At 49.7% G+C, this 16,513-nt stretch carries 16 protein-coding genes and 2 pseudogenes; 9 read left to right on the top strand and 9 right to left on the bottom strand.

Annotated elements, in window-relative coordinates; translation table 11 throughout:
* Window positions 1-256 precede the first annotated feature (256 nt).
* The 8 genes from rnr (at window position 257) to dnaB (ending at window position 8,289) form a co-directional block, all read left to right on the top strand.
* Window positions 257-2,764, top strand: a complete 2,508-nt coding sequence (gene rnr / locus UNITIG_RS07935) for a ribonuclease R (protein ID WP_101757892.1) — start codon at window positions 257-259, stop codon at window positions 2,762-2,764.
* A gap of 31 nt (window positions 2,765-2,795) precedes the next feature.
* Entirely contained in the window at window positions 2,796-3,533 is a 738-nt protein-coding gene (gene rlmB, locus UNITIG_RS07930; RefSeq protein WP_101757891.1) for a 23S rRNA (guanosine(2251)-2'-O)-methyltransferase RlmB, read from the top strand.
* Entirely contained in the window at window positions 3,533-4,354 is an 822-nt protein-coding gene (locus UNITIG_RS07925) for an ABC transporter substrate-binding protein (RefSeq protein ID WP_101757890.1), read from the top strand. The genes rlmB and UNITIG_RS07925 overlap by 1 nt, the downstream gene beginning before the upstream one ends.
* Before the next feature lie 166 nt (window positions 4,355-4,520).
* Entirely contained in the window at window positions 4,521-4,961 is a 441-nt protein-coding gene (rpsF, locus tag UNITIG_RS07920) for a 30S ribosomal protein S6 (protein WP_101757889.1), read from the top strand.
* 24 nt (window positions 4,962-4,985) lie between these two features.
* Window positions 4,986-5,213: a 30S ribosomal protein S18 gene (rpsR, locus tag UNITIG_RS07915; protein ID WP_101757888.1), complete on the top strand. Its 228-nt coding sequence runs from the start codon at window positions 4,986-4,988 to the stop codon at window positions 5,211-5,213.
* Window positions 5,214-5,276: 63 nt separating this feature from the next.
* The gene (locus tag UNITIG_RS07910) at window positions 5,277-6,146 is read left to right on the top strand and encodes a hypothetical protein (protein WP_101757887.1); all 870 of its coding nucleotides are present in this window, start codon (window positions 5,277-5,279) and stop codon (window positions 6,144-6,146) included.
* 66 nt (window positions 6,147-6,212) lie between these two features.
* Window positions 6,213-6,665 (top strand): 50S ribosomal protein L9, encoded by a 453-nt coding sequence (gene rplI, locus UNITIG_RS07905; RefSeq protein ID WP_101757886.1) that lies wholly within the window; start codon window positions 6,213-6,215, stop codon window positions 6,663-6,665.
* A gap of 205 nt (window positions 6,666-6,870) precedes the next feature.
* On the top strand, window positions 6,871-8,289 hold the full coding sequence (gene dnaB, locus UNITIG_RS07900) for a replicative DNA helicase (RefSeq protein ID WP_101757885.1): 1,419 nt from the start codon (window positions 6,871-6,873) through the stop codon (window positions 8,287-8,289).
* 60 nt (window positions 8,290-8,349) lie between these two features.
* Here dnaB and UNITIG_RS23065 read toward each other — a convergent pair whose 3' ends face one another.
* Window positions 8,350-8,514 carry a hypothetical protein gene (locus UNITIG_RS23065; RefSeq protein ID WP_159931123.1) on the bottom strand — a complete coding sequence of 55 codons (165 nt, stop codon included), beginning with the start codon at window positions 8,512-8,514 and terminating at the stop codon, window positions 8,350-8,352.
* 4 nt (window positions 8,515-8,518) lie between these two features.
* Between UNITIG_RS23065 and UNITIG_RS07895 the strand changes: the two genes are divergently transcribed.
* Window positions 8,519-8,884, top strand: a complete 366-nt coding sequence (locus tag UNITIG_RS07895) for a hypothetical protein (protein ID WP_101757884.1) — start codon at window positions 8,519-8,521, stop codon at window positions 8,882-8,884.
* 19 nt (window positions 8,885-8,903) lie between these two features.
* Here UNITIG_RS07895 and UNITIG_RS07890 read toward each other — a convergent pair whose 3' ends face one another.
* The 8 genes and pseudogenes from UNITIG_RS07890 to UNITIG_RS07855 form a co-directional block, all read right to left on the bottom strand.
* Window positions 8,904-9,293 carry a gamma-butyrobetaine hydroxylase-like domain-containing protein gene (locus UNITIG_RS07890; protein WP_101757883.1) on the bottom strand — a complete coding sequence of 130 codons (390 nt, stop codon included), beginning with the start codon at window positions 9,291-9,293 and terminating at the stop codon, window positions 8,904-8,906.
* Window positions 9,294-9,324: 31 nt separating this feature from the next.
* Window positions 9,325-10,641 carry an ATP-dependent protease ATPase subunit HslU gene (gene hslU / locus UNITIG_RS07885; protein WP_101757882.1) on the bottom strand — a complete coding sequence of 439 codons (1,317 nt, stop codon included), beginning with the start codon at window positions 10,639-10,641 and terminating at the stop codon, window positions 9,325-9,327.
* Between the two features lie 74 nt (window positions 10,642-10,715).
* Window positions 10,716-11,257, bottom strand: a pseudogene (hslV, locus tag UNITIG_RS07880) (ATP-dependent protease subunit HslV).
* A 76-nt stretch (window positions 11,258-11,333) separates the two neighbouring features.
* Window positions 11,334-11,870, bottom strand: coding sequence for an SPOR domain-containing protein (locus UNITIG_RS07875; protein ID WP_235015313.1), 537 nt, complete (start codon window positions 11,868-11,870; stop codon window positions 11,334-11,336).
* A gap of 116 nt (window positions 11,871-11,986) precedes the next feature.
* A pseudogene (argS, locus tag UNITIG_RS07870) lies at window positions 11,987-13,680 on the bottom strand (arginine--tRNA ligase).
* 122 nt (window positions 13,681-13,802) lie between these two features.
* Window positions 13,803-14,579 carry a DUF2889 domain-containing protein gene (locus UNITIG_RS07865; RefSeq protein WP_101757880.1) on the bottom strand — a complete coding sequence of 259 codons (777 nt, stop codon included), beginning with the start codon at window positions 14,577-14,579 and terminating at the stop codon, window positions 13,803-13,805.
* Window positions 14,580-14,618: 39 nt separating this feature from the next.
* Window positions 14,619-14,849 (bottom strand): hypothetical protein, encoded by a 231-nt coding sequence (locus UNITIG_RS07860; protein ID WP_101757879.1) that lies wholly within the window; start codon window positions 14,847-14,849, stop codon window positions 14,619-14,621.
* Window positions 14,850-14,904: 55 nt separating this feature from the next.
* Window positions 14,905-16,491 (bottom strand): BCCT family transporter, encoded by a 1,587-nt coding sequence (locus tag UNITIG_RS07855; protein WP_101757878.1) that lies wholly within the window; start codon window positions 16,489-16,491, stop codon window positions 14,905-14,907.
* Between the last annotated feature and the right edge of the window lie 22 nt (window positions 16,492-16,513).

Raw genomic sequence — 16,513 nt, 5'->3', positions numbered from 1 at the left:
TGTGCATCTTTTATTTACCGCGGTCCGACACACTACGCGGGGTTGCTTTCGGCTCCTGCCTCGCGCAACACTTGTGCATCCTGCACGTCGTCTACCAATTTCACCATTTGGGTACAGCGGCTTGAGTTTCTGCCCAAGCGCTGAGGCGCGCAATTTACGCGCCCCTCCGGGTTTTGTCAATAAAAGAACTGCTTGCCTAAATAGTTGCGTATAATAGACGCACATAACGCCAATAACTGATGGATCTCCTTGCCCTATGGCCGACCGCCCAACTGATATAGACCCCCATGCTCAGCGTGAAGCTGAGAAATATGACCAGCCCATTCCCAGTAGAGAATTTATTCTTGAATTTTTAGAGCAGGCCGACGGTCCGCTTAATCGCAATCAACTGACTAAAGCACTGGATTTGAAAGATTACCAGGATGTTGAAGCTTTGCGTCGCCGGTTGAAAGCGATGGAGCGCGACGGGCAGTTAATGCGCAATCGTAAAGGCGCTTACGGTCTGGTCAGCAAGATGGGGCTGGTGCGGGGGCGGGTAAGTGCTCACCGTGACGGTTATGGTTTTTTGATTCCCCTTGAGGGTGGTGACGATTTATACCTAAATGGCAAGCAGATGAGTACGGTGTTTGATGGTGATGAAGTGATTTGTCGCAGCGCCGGTTACGATCATCGCGGTAAGCAGGAAGGGGTGATCGTCGAGGTGATCAGCCACAATACCCAGCAAGTGGTTGGACGTTTATTTGATCAGGATGGGGTGGTGTTTGTTACACCGGATAATGCCCGTATTAATCACGATATTTTGATTCCCCGTGAAGATGTGGGTGGTGCGTCGGTTGAGCAGTACGTGATGGTGGAAATCACTTCGCAGCCTGGTTGGCGCAAGCGACCTATTGGCCGCGTAGTGGATGTGTTAGGTGACCATATGGCGCCGGGGATGGAAATTGATGTGGCGATTCGCGCCCATAATATTCCCCATGTATGGCCTGAGGAAGTGGAGCGTGAGGCACAGTCGCTGGCCGCTGAGCCGTTGGAAGAAGACAAGTTGCATCGGGTGGATTTACGCAAGCTGCCGTTTGTCACTATTGATGGTGAAGATGCTCGTGATTTTGATGACGCGGTTTATTGTGAGGCAAAAAAATCCGGTGGCTGGCGTTTGTGGGTAGCGATTGCCGATGTCTCCCACTATGTGCAAGTGGGAAGTGCGCTGGATCAGGAAGCGACGTTGCGTGGCAACTCGGTGTATTTCCCCGAGCGCGTTGTGCCGATGTTGCCAGAGGCTTTATCCAATGGTTTGTGTTCCTTAAAGCCGGAAGTTGATCGCCTGTGTATGGTTTGTGAGATGACTATCAGTGCGACGGGTAAAATGAGTAGCTATCAATTTTTTGAAGGGGTTATGCATTCCCATGCGCGCTTAACGTATACCGCAGTGGGTGCGATGCTGGACCCGACGCATCCTGATAGTAAGCCCTTCCATAAACAGTTTGGCCATGTCATGCCACAGCTCGAACAGTTGCATGCTTTATATAAAGCCTTTCGTATCGCCCGTACTCAACGCGGGGCGATTGAATTTGAGACTGTTGAAACGCGGATTATGTTTGGCCCTCACCGCAAGATTGAGCAGATTGTGCCAGTGGTGCGTAATGATGCGCACAAATTAATTGAAGAGTGTATGTTGGCCGCCAATGTCGCCGCCGCCAAGTTTTTGGAAAAGCACAAGGTTGATGCACTTTACCGTGTGCATGAAGGTCCAACAGAAGAAAAGCTGGAAGTGTTACGCACTTTCCTTGGTGAGCTGGGTTTGGATTTGACCGGTGGTGCCAAGCCCACCCCTGATGATTATCAAGCGTTGTTGTCGCAATTGGGTGATCGCGCTGATGCCCCCATTATTCAAACGATGATGTTGCGGTCGTTACGGCAAGCGGTTTATCAGCCGGAAAACCTCGGTCACTTCGGTTTGAATTATGACGCTTATGGGCATTTTACTTCGCCTATTCGCCGCTATCCCGATCTGTTAGTACATCGTGCTATTCGCCATGTGGTGCGCAGTAATATGGAGTCAGCGCAGGTGAAGCGGGTTGAAGGTGCCGGTGTGCTGGCTAAGAAAGATATTTATCCGTATGACTTAGCGGCGCTGTTAGTGTTGGGCGCGCAGTGTTCGATGTCTGAGCGCAGAGCTGATGATGCCACTCGTGAAGTCGTGGCTTGGCTTAAGTGTGAGTATTTGCAAGACCGTGTGGGTGAAACCTTTGAAGGCGTAGTCGCTGCGGTTACCGGTTTTGGTTTGTTCGTAGAATTAGTGGGGGTGCATGTCGAAGGATTGGTGCATGTCAGTTCGCTAGCCAGTGATTATTATCAATTTGATCAAGCCAAGCAGCGTTTGCTGGGTGAGCGCACCGGTACCAGTTTTCAGTTAGGGGATTCGGTCACGGTGCAGATTGTGCGCGTGAGTCTGGATGATAAGAAAATTGACCTGGAAATGGTGGAAGGCTCCAGTCGCGCCAAACGGCGAGCGGCTAAATCCAAAACTACTGTTGAGCGCCCGACGGGTAAGAAAAAATCAGTGGATAAAAAAAATGCCAGTGCCAATAAAAAGCGCGTGCAGAAATCGTCCAAGCCTGCTGGTGGTAAAGTAGCCGCGGCAAAAAAAGGTACTAAAGCAAAGCCGGCAACTAAATCAAAAGCGTCTAGCAAGTCAGCATCAAACGCAAAGCCTGCTGCTAATAGTGCGGCGGCGGGTAAAACTGTCCGAAAAAGAAAACGATAATTTTTTATTCTGAGAGTAGTGAGAACAAATAGTGAGTGAACAACATTGGGTGTTTGGCATCCATGCCGTTGAGGCCTTATTGCAGCGACAACCCAATCGCATCGAAGAATTGTGGTTGCAGCAGGGCCGTAACGACCAGCGCATGCAGGCAATACAGGATCACGCCGAGCAATTAGGTATTCGTTGCAAGACGGTTAACCGTGATGAGCTTGATAAGCAAGTTGAAGGCAATCATCAGGGGGTGTTGGCGCAAACCAAACCGGCCCAAACACTGCGTGAACGCGACTTAAAAGAATTGTTAGATGGGCTGGATCACCCGCCATTGTTATTGATTCTGGATGGCGTTACCGATCCGCATAATTTAGGTGCCTGTTTACGCACCGCTGATGCCGCAGGTGTGGATGCTGTTATCGCCCCCAAAGACAACTCCGCACCGCTCAATGCTACTGTTAGGAAGGTGGCTTGTGGTGCAGCTGAGGTGATGCCGTTTATTCAGGTGACCAACCTTGCCAGGACCATGAAGGATATTCAGGAGCGGGGTATCTGGATTAGTGGTACCGCTGGCGAGGCTGAGCAAAGTGTCTATGAGGCTAATTTAACTGGGCCGATAGCATTAGTGATGGGCGCTGAGGGCAAAGGTATGCGTCGATTAACCCGGGAAAATTGTGATTACTTGATTAAGCTGCCCATGGCAGGTTCAGTGAGTAGCCTGAATGTGTCGGTGGCTACAGGAATCTGTTTGTTTGAGGCGGTTAGGCAGCGCGGCTAATGGTTAATACTTTCTGGACATTTATTCTGTTGTGCCTATTGGCAAACAATCTCGGTGCCCAGACTTTTCATGTCGATGCTTCCAAAGAGGATCATCTTCCCCCTTATGGTTGGTATGATGCCATCAACGGCGGGGTTGGTGGTTATGCATCATTGGTAGTAGCAGCAATTGCTAAGGAGTTGGGTTTTCAGGTTGAGACGCAGTGGATTGATACGCCCTCAAGTCAGGCTCCAGGCGTGGCCTTACAGAAGGTGATGGCTGGCCAGTCAGATTATAGTTTTTTCCCGCCAGAGTATCTTCCTGATGCTCACGCTTTAATCGTTTCTGCTATCCCTGTATACCATGTTGAATCACGGATCTTTGTTGCCAGGGACAGTGCAATAAAATTCGAGCGGCGGCAGGAGCTAGTGGGTTTAAGGGGTGGCCATTTTGGTGAGCTAGGTGTGTCGGGTAACCCTGAGTTTGATCGCTATGCTGAAGAAAGTTTATCAATTGTCCATTATCCCAGTTATGCTGCTGTAGCTCGGGCCTTGGTTGATGGCGAGCTTGACTATGTGGTTGGTGTCAATAAGACCCTGCAGTTGGAGTTTCATTTATTAGGCAAGCGGGCTGAATTTACCCCCCGGGGCCCTGTCATTATGAAGGTGCCGGTTCATTGGATTATTTCGTCCAGGTCGCCGATGGCCAAGTATGCACAAGCAATGGAAAGTAAACTCAAGCAGTATCAAGAATCGGGCAAGTTGCGACTGATGATGGATAATGCAATGAAGCAGTATTTGCTCTACCGGCATGAGTTGGACAGTAGGGCTGAAGGTGAGTGATTGTTTATTGGTCAAATGGCTTGCTATCAATACTGAAATCCCCTAAAATCCGCGCCTCTTAAATCTCCGGCTGCCCGCTTTAAACGGCTATAGGCTACCGAAGACTCCTTGTCACACGGCAGCTTCACTATGAGTTGTGCGGTGGCTTAACCCGTAAGGAGATGCTATGCGTCATTACGAAATCGTTTTTATGGTCCACCCGGACCAATCTGAGCAGGTGCCCGGCATGGTCGAGCGCTACACCCAGGCTATTGAGAAGGACGGCGGTAAAATCCACCGTTTGGAAGACTGGGGCCGTCGTCACTTGGCTTACCCTATCAACAAAATTCATAAAGCCCACTACGTTTTGTTGAACGTTGAAGCTAATCAAGAAGCTATCGATGAATTGACTACTAACTTCCGTTTTAACGATGCCGTTATACGTAACCTGGTAGTGAAGATGGATGCTGCTGTTACTGCAGAGTCACCAATCATGAAAGCCGAAAAAGAGAGCCGCGAGCGTCGCGCTGCACGTCCTGAGCGCCGCGAAGAGTCTGCACCTGCTGCAGAATCTGCGGATAAAGAGTCCACTGCTGAAGTAGCTGATCAAGCTGCTAGCGAAGAATAATCGGTCTGATTAGGAGATATTCCCATGGCACGTTTTTTCCGTCGTCGTAAGTTCTGTCGTTTTACTGCAGAAGGTGTAGATCAGATTGATTATAAAGATCTGGAAACCTTGAAAGCCTATATCACTGAAACTGGCAAAATAGTACCTAGCCGTATTACCGGTACTAAGGCGAAGTATCAGCGTCAGCTTTCCAGCTGCATTAAGCGGGCTCGTTTTTTGGCTTTACTGCCATATACAGACCAGCATAAGTAAGGTTTGTTTATCGTCAACAAAGGCTTAGGTCGCGTTGTCGATGTACGGTTTGGGTAAGCATTCATGCGTGGTTTAGCTGAATATGTAATGAGAGGCCGCTCACAGGCGGTGATAGTCTCAGTTATCGCTACCGGAACTGTATTGTTTGCTTGGGTCGGAGCGGCAGTGTTGGCTTTAGTGACACTTCGCCAAGGGCCCAGCCAAAGCAGTCACGTACTGCTTTGGGCCATGTTGCCCGCCATAGTAATGGCAGCAATGGGTGATACTGGGCCAGTCACGACTCTATTGGGAGTCATGCTGGTATCGATGGTGTTGAGATCGACCACCTCCTGGTCATGGGCGTTAGTCGCCGCAGTGGCTTCAGGAGTTGTTACCGCAGTGGTATTGCTGACTTTTGGACGCGGTTATATCGATGAGATATTGCGTTTATTAGTGCAGGTGCTGGAGCAATTAGCCAGTCAGCCAAACGGTGATGCCAGCAAGCTGGCGGCGTTAACGCCAACAGCGTTACAGGTGGCAGGTCTATTGGGTTTGAGTAACGCGTTTACTGTGGTCATGTGTCTGATGTTGGCACGTTGGTGGCAAGCGCAGTTATACAACCCCGGTGGTTTCAGGCAAGAGTTCCATAGCCTGAGATTGGCGCCGCAGCTATCGATAGTGTTACTGGTGGCAGGTTTGGCCTTGTCATCACTGGGGCCGGATTATCGCCTGTGGGGAGCAATGGTGGCACTGCCATTTGTGTTCGCCGGTTTTGCTTTAGTACATGGTGTTGCTGCACAACGGCAAATGAATAGTAGTTGGCTGCTGTTTTTCTATATTAGCTGGCTGTTGTTTGACCCTCTTAAAGGGGTGCTAGTGGTGTTGGCGATAGTAGACAGTTGGATTGATATTCGCGGGCGTTTGGCAAGTAAGCAAAACCAAAAGCCTGATTGAGCAATTGATAAAGATTAGACGGTCGTTGAATAGATTTTGCGACTGGACATAATGAGGGTAAGTACAATGCAAGTTATTCTGTTAGAGAAGGTCGGCAAGCTTGGTGATCTGGGTGATAAAGTCACCGTTAAAGCAGGTTTTGGTCGTAACTATTTGATTCCTTATGGCAAGGCTGTACCAGCTACTGCCAGCAATGTGGCTGATTTTGAAAGCCGCCGTGCTGAGCTCCAGGCTGCCGCTGCTGAAAAGCGTGCTGCTGCTGAAGCGCGTGCTGCCCAGCTGGCTGAGTTGACCGTGACTATCGAAGCCAATGCTGGCGATGAAGGTAAGTTGTTCGGTTCTATTGGTACTCGCGATATTGCTGATGCCATCACTAAAGCCGGTGTAGAAGTTAGCAAGTCAGAAGTGCGTTTGCCAACGGGTGTTATTCGCGAAGTCGGTGAGTATGAGATTGACGTGCAGCTGCACTCATCAGTCACTCAGGCGATTAAGCTTAACATTATTCCTGAAGCCGAATAATTGATGGCTTTGAAAGAGTAGGCTAAACCCGCCAGGGCAGCCCGCTTATTTCAAAAAAGCACTCCGGTGGTTCGCTGTCCGGTGTGCTTTTTTTTTGCCGCGATTTTGTTGCGGCCTACATACTCGGGAGTCGTCTCCTGATAGCATAAGCCCAGCTTACACTTCGAATAATAGAAAGACTGCAGGTAACAAACCGACTGTGGATATGGAAAACGAACCGCCAACGAATCTTGATAATATCTTTGCCTTTAGCCGTGAAGATGACCCTGAGCTAGACCAGATTAAGTTGCCACCGCATTCAATTGAGGCGGAGCAATCAGTGCTGGGCGGTTTGATGATCGCCAATGATAGCTGGGACAGTGTCGCCGATCAGGTTAATGCCAGTGATTTTTACCGCGGCGTCCATGGCCAGATATTCACACAAATGGCCAAGCTGGTAGAGGCTGGGGAGCCAATCGACGTTATTACACTGGCGGAAGCCCTTAATAGCAATGATCAATTAGCGCATGTCGGTGGTTTACCGTATCTGGCCGAGCTGGCAAATAATACCCCTAGTGCTGCCAATATTCGCGCTTATGCGAAGGTGGTCCGTGAGCGATCCAGTTTGCGAGCACTTATTAACGCGGCCAATGAAATTGTTGATAGTGGTTATAACCGCGAGGGCCGTGACAGTGACCAGCTGTTAGATGAGGCTGAGCGCCGCATCATGCAAATTGCCGAAGAGCGCCCCAAAGAGGGTGGTCCACAAGCGGTTAATCCACTGTTAAAGAGTGCGGTTGAACGCATCGATGAGCTGTTTAATTCTGAGGCAACGATTACTGGTGTCAGTACCGGTTTTGCCGACCTCGATGAAAAAACGTCGGGGATGCAGAAGTCGGATTTGATTATTGTTGCCGCTCGTCCGTCCATGGGTAAGACCGCCTTTGCGGTGAATTTGGTAGAGCACGCGGTGCTCAACCAGGATAAGCCGGTCATGGTATTCAGTATGGAAATGCCCGCCAATGCGATCATCATGCGGATGATCTCGGCAATCGGGCGTATTCATTTGGGCAAGGTATTGAGTGGTAAGTTGGATGAAGAGGATTGGCCAAAATTAACCACCGCAGTGAGCAAGCTTAAGGACCGGCCGTTATTTATCGATGACACGCCAGCATTAACACCGACCGAAATCCGCTCCCGCGCCCGCCGTATTGCCCGTGAGCATGGCGATCTGGCGATGATTATGGTGGATTATTTGCAGCTGATGCAGGTGGCAGGCTCGTCCGAGGGACGTACTGCCGAAATCTCGGAGATTTCACGCTCCCTGAAAGCCATCGCCAAAGAATTTAACTGCCCGGTGATTGCCCTGTCACAGCTTAACCGTTCGCTGGAACAGCGACCTAATAAGCGCCCGATTAACTCGGATTTGCGGGAGTCAGGTGCGATCGAGCAGGATGCTGATGTGATTATGTTTATCTATCGTGATGAATACTATAACGAGGAAAGTCAGGATAAAGGCATTGCTGAAATCATCATCGGTAAACAGCGGAATGGTCCTACCGGCACCACCAAGTTGGCCTTTATTGGCCACTTTACGCGCTTCGATAATCTGGCATTTGGCTATGACAATAACGACGATTACTAGCTCAATCTTAAGCCTGTAAGTACATCTACTTATAATAAAAAAATCAATAATATCAATGTGTTACGTGGTGTAGTGGAAGTGGTCATAGCGCTGTCGGAAACGGTCATATTGCCAAGTCATTACTGCCCCTAGAATCGCCTCCATCAAGTGACTGAGCTGAGCCGACAAGTGTGGCTTGAACTGGATAGGGATCATGACTTTTTCTTGAACTATTTTGGAATCCACTACAATGCCTTGTGACATAGAATGGCGCGGACGCAGTATCCACTGGAAATTCCACGGTGCGATTACCAGTGAGCAGTTAATCAAAACATACAGTTCCCTGTATGGTGATGCTCGCTTTGATGATACCCGTGGCCAGGTACGCGATTATTCACAGGTAACAGAATTACATGTATCTTTTGATGATGTGTTGAGGATTGCGGCTTTCGATAAGGCTGCAGCAAAAAGCAACCCCCGGATGAAAATTGCCTTTGTTTTTAACAATCAAGAGTACTCTTCGCTGGCTTCATTATATGATTCAGAGCTGGATGGAGGACCTTGGCAGGTTAACTTTTTTACCTGTGCCAATGAGGCGATAGAGTGGGTTGCTTAATGCGCGGGGTGGCTCAATATCAATTGCCGATTCTAACCACTTGAATATCCGGGTCGCGGTTAGCGCCAGCAGCGGCTAAGCGATCCAGATAATCCTGCCACCAATCCTTTTCGTTAGTGCACAACTGATAAAGATAATCCCAGGAAAAAATACCGGAATCATGGCCATCACTAAACACCAGCTGTAAGGCATAGCTGCCCACGGGGTGAATAGCATCGATAGCAATATTAATTTTCCCTGTCTGTAATACTTCCTGCCCAGGGCCGTGTCCGCGAACTTCTGCTGATGGCGAATAGACGCGCAAATATTCACAGCTCAATGAATAGCGTTCGTTATCGCTGTACACCAACTCCAGCATTTTTGTGCGCTTGTGCAATTCAATGCCGGTTGGAATGGGAGGTTGGGTCATAGTGTCATCATCATTCTGCGGGGCGCTAAGCTTATAGAATAAACCGGCTCAAGTCTTCGTCTTGAATCAGTTCGCCAAGTTTTTCATTGACATAGTTCTCGTCGATATCCAGCTGGCTACCACTTTGGTCCGTGGCATTAAACGATACTTCATCCAATAGTCGTTCCAGCACGGTATGCAAACGCCTAGCACCAATATTTTCAGTACGTTCGTTGACCTCCCAGGCCGTTTCGGCAATGCGACGAATACCTGATTGAGTGAAAGATATTTGCATGCCTTCGGTATTGATTAATGCCTGATATTGTTCAGTTAGTGAGGCGTCAGGCTCTGTTAAGATGCGTTCGAAGTCATCAGGCGATAAGGCTTCTAATTCTACGCGGATCGGTAAGCGGCCTTGCAATTCAGGAATTAAATCGGAAGGTTTGGCTAAGTGGAAGGCGCCAGAGGCAATAAATAAAATGTGATCGGTTTTGATCATGCCGTGTTTGGTGCTGACGGTACAGCCTTCGATTAAAGGCAGTAAATCCCGTTGTACCCCTTCGCGCGATACATCGGCACCCGCGCCTTCGGAACGCTTGGCGACTTTGTCGAGTTCGTCAATAAACACAATGCCGTTTTGTTCGGCCACATCGACGGCGCGTGCTTTTAATTCTTCTTCGTTAACCAGCTTAGCGGCCTCCTCTTCCTTGATTTTTTTCAGCGCTGCTTTCACTGTCATTTTATTGGTTTTCTTTTTGCCGTTGCCCATATTGGAAAACATGGATTGCAATTGGCTGGTCATATCCTCCATGCCGGGAGGGGCCATAATCTCGACGCCGATGGGGGCGGCGCTGACTTCAATTTCAATTTCTTTTTCGTCTAACTCACCTTCGCGTAATTTTTTACGGAATAGTTGGCGGGTAGTATTTTCTTTATCGTCTTCATCACCGCGGGCCGTCGGCAATAAAACATCTAACACTCTTTCCTCGGCGGCATCTTCGGCACGGTGTTGAACTTTTTCCATTTCCTGTTCGCGCAATAATTTAATGGATACATCGACCAGGTCGCGAATAATGGAATCAACATCGCGGCCGACATAACCGACCTCGGTAAATTTAGTCGCTTCAACTTTAATAAAAGGCGCATTAGCCAGTTTGGCCAAGCGCCGTGCAATTTCTGTTTTACCAACACCGGTTGGGCCAATCATCAAAATATTTTTTGGTGTAATCTCATTGCGCAGCTCTTCACTCAGCTGCATTCGGCGCCAGCGGTTACGCAAGGCAATCGCAACGGCGCGTTTAGCGTTTTCCTGACCGACAATGTGTTTATCCAGTTCGTGAACAATTTCTCTAGGAGTCATTTGTGACATGGGGTCGCCTATGTTGATAATTTGAGATGCTAGATGCTAGATGCTAGATGCTAGATGCTAGATGCTAGAGATCATTACTCGCAATCCAGTTCTTCAATGCTGTGGTTGTGGTTGGTATACACACAAATATCACCGGCAATCGTGAGCCCCTTTTGGACAATGTCTAGCGCGCTTAATTCGGTATTTTCCAATAAGGCCTTGGCGGCAGATTGGGCAAAGGGCCGCCGGAGCCAATGGCGATCAGGTTATTTTCGGGCTCGATAACATCGCCATTACCGGTAATCACTAACGAAGTGGTTTTATCAGCAACTGCCAGCAGAGCTTCCAGTTGGCGTAGCGAGCGTTCGGTACGCCACATTTTTGCCAGCTCAACCGCGGCCCGTGTCAGGTGGCCTTGATATTTTTCCAGTTGGGCTTCAAACAGTTCAAACAGGGTAAAGGCGTCCGCAGTGCCTCCGGCAAAACCGGCAATAACCTGTTGGTTGTAGAGTCGTCGCACTTTGCGGGCATTGCCTTTCATTACGGTATTGCCCATGGAAACCTGGCCGTCGCCGCCGATAACAACTTTGCCGTTGCGGCGCACAGAGAGAATAGTGGTGCCTCGATATTGATCCAAGGTGTGGTCCTCAAATTTTTACAGATAAAAGTATATGGGGGCGCTTTGTACTAATTCAAGCGTCTGACTGCTTCGTTTAGCCTTCGGCTTTGCGTTTTAATAGCAGTGTATCAATGCCTTGGCTGATCAGTGTGTTGCGCGCCTTTGCCAGCTTGGAGCGGTCAGTAAACGGGCCAACCTGAACACGGTGCCAATTGCCATTGGCGTTAGCCACTTCATCAACATTGGCATCCAGTCCCATCAGAATAAGTTTGGCGCGCAGGCGGTCAGCATCGGCCGCTTTTTTGAAAGAGCCCGCTTGTAAGATATAAATCAATGATTTCTGCTTTTCAATAAATTCGGCTTCGTCATCTTCGCTGGCAACAATGACTTCGCGCTCAGGTAGCAATGTATAAAAATCAAACTTGGTGGTGAGCTTTTTGGCTTCCTGTTTTACTTCCTCAACCTTGGCAGTGACATTTCCTGGCGCCGGAGTCGGCGTGATGTCAGCTAGATAAGCGAGAAAGCTGATAAACAAACCGGTGACAATACCGGTAAAGAGCCAAACCCAGCCGGGCACCTGACTTTGGGGGGTTGCTTTTTCTTGCGGGTAGCGGGCTTGGGTTTTTAGCAAAATCTTGGCATAGTATTTGAAGCAATGTGTTGGAAAAATGTAATAGCCGACGGTAGCTGGATCTGGTGCAAAAGAAGTGGTTGTGAGGGCGCGGGCATTGCTGCCTGACGCAAGTATTACATTTCTTTCGGTGCAGAAACTCCCAACAAGTCTAGACCATTTTCAATCACTTGCCGGACCGCTTCACTTAAACTTAGCCGGGCATTGCGCAGGGCGTGATCATCAATCAGCATTTTATGGGCGTTGTAATAGCTATGAAAATCACTGGCCAGCTCTTTTAAATAATTAGCAATGGCATGGGGTTCGCACTTATTGGCGGCGTTCTTTATCAGCTCGGGATAAGCGGCCAGACGTTTGAGTAATTCTTTTTCGGTATCTTCGGTGAGCAGTTCTAATGTGTCTGCATTGTCAGCTGACCAGCTCCAGCCATTGTCTGCGAGTTTGTTCAACATGCTGCATACCCGGGCGTGGGCGTATTGGATGTAATACACCGGATTATCGTTGCTCTGGGAAACGGCTAAATCAATATCAAAAGTCAGCTGCGACGTGGCCGCTCGCGCCGCCAAAAAGTAGCGGGTGGCGTCTTTGCCGACTTCATCGATCAGGTCGCGAATGGTCACATAGCTGCCGGCGCGTTTGGAGATTTTTACTTCTTCGCCGCCGCGCATCACCATCACCATTTGGTGTAGTACATATTCGGGCCAGTCTTGGGAATGGCCAACCCGGTATTCTGACTGACCGCTTGTACGCCGGCTCTGACCCGGGTAATGGTGCTGTGATGGTCAGCGCCTTGTTCGTTGACCACGCGGGTAAAGCCGCGCTGCCATTTATTAAGATGGTAGGCGACATCGGGCACAAAATAGGTGTAGCCGCCTTCAGACTTGCGCATTACGCGGTCCTTGTCATCACCGAAATCGGTGGTGCGCAGCCACAGCGCGCCGTCTTTCTCATAGGTGTGGCCGCTGTCGATCAACTGCTGAACGGTTTTTTCAACATCGCCATCGTTGTATAAAGCGGATTCTAAATAATAAACATCAAAGTCGACCCCAAAGGCTTTCAAATCCAAATCTTGTTCGCGACGCAAATAAGCAACAGCAAAATCACGAATGGCATCGTTGTTGTCCGGGTCGCCAACGCCGGTGACGTGTTTGTCTTCGGCATCGATGGTGTCTTTGGCCATATAGGAATTGGCGACGTCGGTGATGTAGTCGCCGCGATAGCCGTCTTCCGGCCAGCTGGCATCTTCAGGGCCTAAACCTTTGCAGCGCGCTTGTACTGAGGTGGCCAAATTATTAATTTGCTGGCCTGCATCGTTGTAATAAAACTCGGCGGTAACGTTCCAGCCTGCAGCATTTAGTACCCGGCACAAGGTATCGCCGATGGCGGCGCCGCGACCATGACCCACGTGCAGTGGTCCGGTGGGGTTGGCTGATACAAATTCCACTTGCACTTTTTTACCCGCGCCATCCTTGCAGCGGCCAAACTGTTTTCCCTGCGCCAATATGTCAGTCACCACGGCGCTGGCGGCGGCTTCATTCAGAAAAAAGTTAATAAATCCCGGGCCGGCAATTTCTGCTTTGCTGAGTTGTGCCGACGCTGGGAGCGCATCGATAATCAGCTGTGCGATATCCCGTGGTGGTTTCTTCGCGGCTTTCGCCAAAGTCATGGCAATATTGCTGGCCAGATCGCCGTGGCTTTTGTCTTTGGTGCGATCGATGCTGATCCGTGGCTCGATGTCGGCAGGTAGCGCGCCATGGTCGACAAGAGTACTAAGAGCGGCGTTAATCAGTTCGGCAATATGGTCTTTCATAGAATACGGGTTCGCTGGCGCTGGTATTAAAAAGGGCGCGTATTATCACGGTTTTTGCCGGTGCAAGCCAGTCGCAAAACGGTTTGCAGGTCGTTTGGAGTAATAAAAATTCGCTCTCGCGGCTAAAGGAATCGTAGTAATTGCTCGGGGGTATCGGTAAAGTCGCGGGTGGTCTTGCTGGTACGAAAGGCATTTCCAACCACATCTGCGGAATAGGAATAGCAGACACCTAACATGGTTTCATTATTGACCGCCGCAACGCCATCCAGTTTATCCATATCGTAAATACGCGCCTGCGCCACAAAATAGCCTTTTTGCAGCACGAAAGCGGCTTCTCTGTCATCGCCATCGAAGGTGTCATTAGCCCAAAGGGTAAAGCCTTTCATCATCGGTTTGCCGGCAATGGCTTGTGGTTCGAGTACCGCGAAGTCTTTGGTTTGCCATTTATGAATCAGTTGCTGATTAAGGTGAACAGTGGCCTCACTGGTAGTGCCCGCTTCATCTTCAACCGCCACGTCATAGATACGTTCAGTATTGCCGCGCCGGCAGTGCGCGATGGCCAGCAGGGTTAAATCATAGATATGGGTGCAGTTGGCGTTGATGCTCACCTGGCGGTGAATGTCGAGGGTGGAGCTGTTTAAGTCGGTGCCGATTAGCGCTTTGATGGGTTCAACTGCCCCGGTACAAGTGGTGAGGGGGATCCTTAAAGCTTCCGCTTGAATGTCTGTGACCTGCTGGCCATCGTGATAAACCACCGAGCGGAAGCCGTGACAGCAATCTTCCAGCTCCGCCACGACTTTACCCGCTTGGCCACTTAGCCGAACCCGGCGGCGAAAAACACCTTGACCGTAATTGGGGTTGGTCGGGGCGGTAAAGGGAGTTGAGGTTGGCTCGGGCATAGTAAATCTACAGCGTGGTTAATAGTGGCAAGACACAGTCTAGCTGAGGTGGTTGTTAATTGAAGTGCTAAAAGCGGCCGTGTGATTGTTGCGCTTGGGGTCAGCGATGTTATTTGAATGCTCAGAACATATCGGCTGGGTCGACATCGATTGAAAGCGTACCTTGCCATTAAGTGGGTGTTGTTCGGCTTGCTGGCATAGCTGCTGAATCGCTCGCAGCAGCGGGCTAAATTCTTCACCCAGCGGTGTGACGGATATCAACTCACCCAAATTAATGTGTCTCGGTGATGCCAATCAGCCTAATAGGCTGGCGGCCCATAGGCAATTAATCAGCTGTTGGTGGATTTAAGTGCTCTTTAGTTAGCCCAATCAGCAGGCTGGCGCACATCAGTACTAGTATCAAAGTAAAGGGCAGGCCGGTTGCAATTGCGCCGGCTTGCAGTGCGCTTAGTGCTGCTTTACCGCCACCAAATAATAGCGCGCCTGCGATCAGGCCTTCCATCATGGCCCAGAAGATTCGCTGAGGTACCGGTGCGTCCAGCTTGCCTCCCGCAGTAATGCTGTCAATCACCAGAGAGCCGGAGTCAGAGGAGGTGACAAAAAACACCAAGACTAACAAGGTACCTAGTCCGGTGGTTATGCTGGATAATGGAAGATGTTGCAGCATTTGAAAAGTGGCCAGACTGGGGGAGCTAATACCTTTTGCCAATTCGCCGATACCACCTTGTGATTGGATCAAGGCGCTTACTCCAAAAGTGCTCATCCATAACAGTGTTACTAGTACCGGTACGAAGAGCACTGCAATGATAAATTCTCGCACACTGCGTCCGTGGGATATGCGAGCGATAAACATGCCGACAAAGGGTGACCAGCTAATCCACCAGGCCCAGTAAAATACGGTCCAGTCTTGCATCCATTGCGTGTCCGGGCGATCACTCCATAGGCTTAAGGGAATAAGTTGGGTGAGATAATTGCCTGTGGTTGCCAGCAGCCCGCTGAGTATTGCCAGTGTTGGGCCTGCAAAAAAAACAAAAAGCAGCAACAGCAAGGCAATCAGCATGTTGATATTACTGAGTACTTTGACGCCCCCTTCCAGGCCCCGGACAACCGAAAGGACAGCAATAAAAGTGACGCCAATCACAATGCCAATCTTGGTGTTGATCTCGTCGGGAATGCCGAATAGGAAATTAAGTCCGGCAGATGTCTGTGATGCGCCAAGACCGAGAGAGGTGGCCAGACCGAAGATGGTCGCCAGTACAGCCAGGATATCAATGGCATGTCCTGGCCAGCCCCAGATTCTCTCACCAAACAGCGGGTAGAATACCGAACGAATCGTCAGGGGCATGCCTTTGTTGTAGCAGAAAAAAGCCAGTGCCAGACCAACGACCGCATAAATCGACCAGGCATGAAAGCCCCAGTGGTACATAGTGGCAGGTATTGCCAAGCTAGCGGCCTCGTCACTGAATGGCTCTACTGCAAAAGGGGTGCCTCCCCAGCCGCTAAAATAGGCCATGGGCTCTGCGACCCCCCAAAACATAAGGCCTATGCCCATGCCGGCGGCAAATAACATAGAAAACCACGACATCAGGGAAAACTCGGTTTTGGCGTATTGCCCGCCCAGTCGAATGCGACCCAGAGGTGAGACGGCCACACCAATACAGAACATCAGTAAGAAGTTAGCTGAGCCCATCAGAAACCAATCAAAGTTACTTAAACACCACACCTTTACTTCGTTCAATAGGTGGTTGGCCCCTTCTGGGTAGATGATGGTGCCGGTCACAAACAGAATAATTAAAAGAGAGCTGACAAAGAACACCGGGTTGTGAATGTCCATCCCCATTATCTCAATATTGTCTTGGCCTATCTCGTAGTCAGTGGGATATGGGTCGGTACAGCTGGTGTTATTTTGCATAGTGCCTCGTGTGAATAATGCT

It is taken from the genome of Oceanicoccus sp. KOV_DT_Chl, from assembly GCF_900120175.1.
GTDB lineage: Bacteria > Pseudomonadota > Gammaproteobacteria > Pseudomonadales > Dasaniaceae > Oceanicoccus.
This window is presented reverse-complemented; position numbering and strand designations above follow the sequence as displayed.

Coding starts and splice junctions, on each gene's coding strand:
- rpsF (WP_101757889.1), top strand. CDS start 4,521: ATGCGTCATTACGAAATCGTTTTTATGGTCCACCCGGACCAATCTGAG.
- rplI (WP_101757886.1), top strand. CDS start 6,213: ATGCAAGTTATTCTGTTAGAGAAGGTCGGCAAGCTTGGTGATCTGGGT.
- UNITIG_RS07895 (WP_101757884.1), top strand. CDS start 8,519: ATGCCTTGTGACATAGAATGGCGCGGACGCAGTATCCACTGGAAATTC.
- UNITIG_RS07855 (WP_101757878.1), bottom strand. CDS start 16,491: ATGCAAAATAACACCAGCTGTACCGACCCATATCCCACTGACTACGAG.
- rnr (WP_101757892.1), top strand. CDS start 257: ATGGCCGACCGCCCAACTGATATAGACCCCCATGCTCAGCGTGAAGCT.
- UNITIG_RS07865 (WP_101757880.1), bottom strand. CDS start 14,579: ATGCCCGAGCCAACCTCAACTCCCTTTACCGCCCCGACCAACCCCAAT.
- UNITIG_RS07925 (WP_101757890.1), top strand. CDS start 3,533: ATGGTTAATACTTTCTGGACATTTATTCTGTTGTGCCTATTGGCAAAC.
- UNITIG_RS07890 (WP_101757883.1), bottom strand. CDS start 9,293: ATGACCCAACCTCCCATTCCAACCGGCATTGAATTGCACAAGCGCACA.
- rpsR (WP_101757888.1), top strand. CDS start 4,986: ATGGCACGTTTTTTCCGTCGTCGTAAGTTCTGTCGTTTTACTGCAGAA.
- hslU (WP_101757882.1), bottom strand. CDS start 10,641: ATGTCACAAATGACTCCTAGAGAAATTGTTCACGAACTGGATAAACAC.
- UNITIG_RS07910 (WP_101757887.1), top strand. CDS start 5,277: ATGCGTGGTTTAGCTGAATATGTAATGAGAGGCCGCTCACAGGCGGTG.
- dnaB (WP_101757885.1), top strand. CDS start 6,871: ATGGAAAACGAACCGCCAACGAATCTTGATAATATCTTTGCCTTTAGC.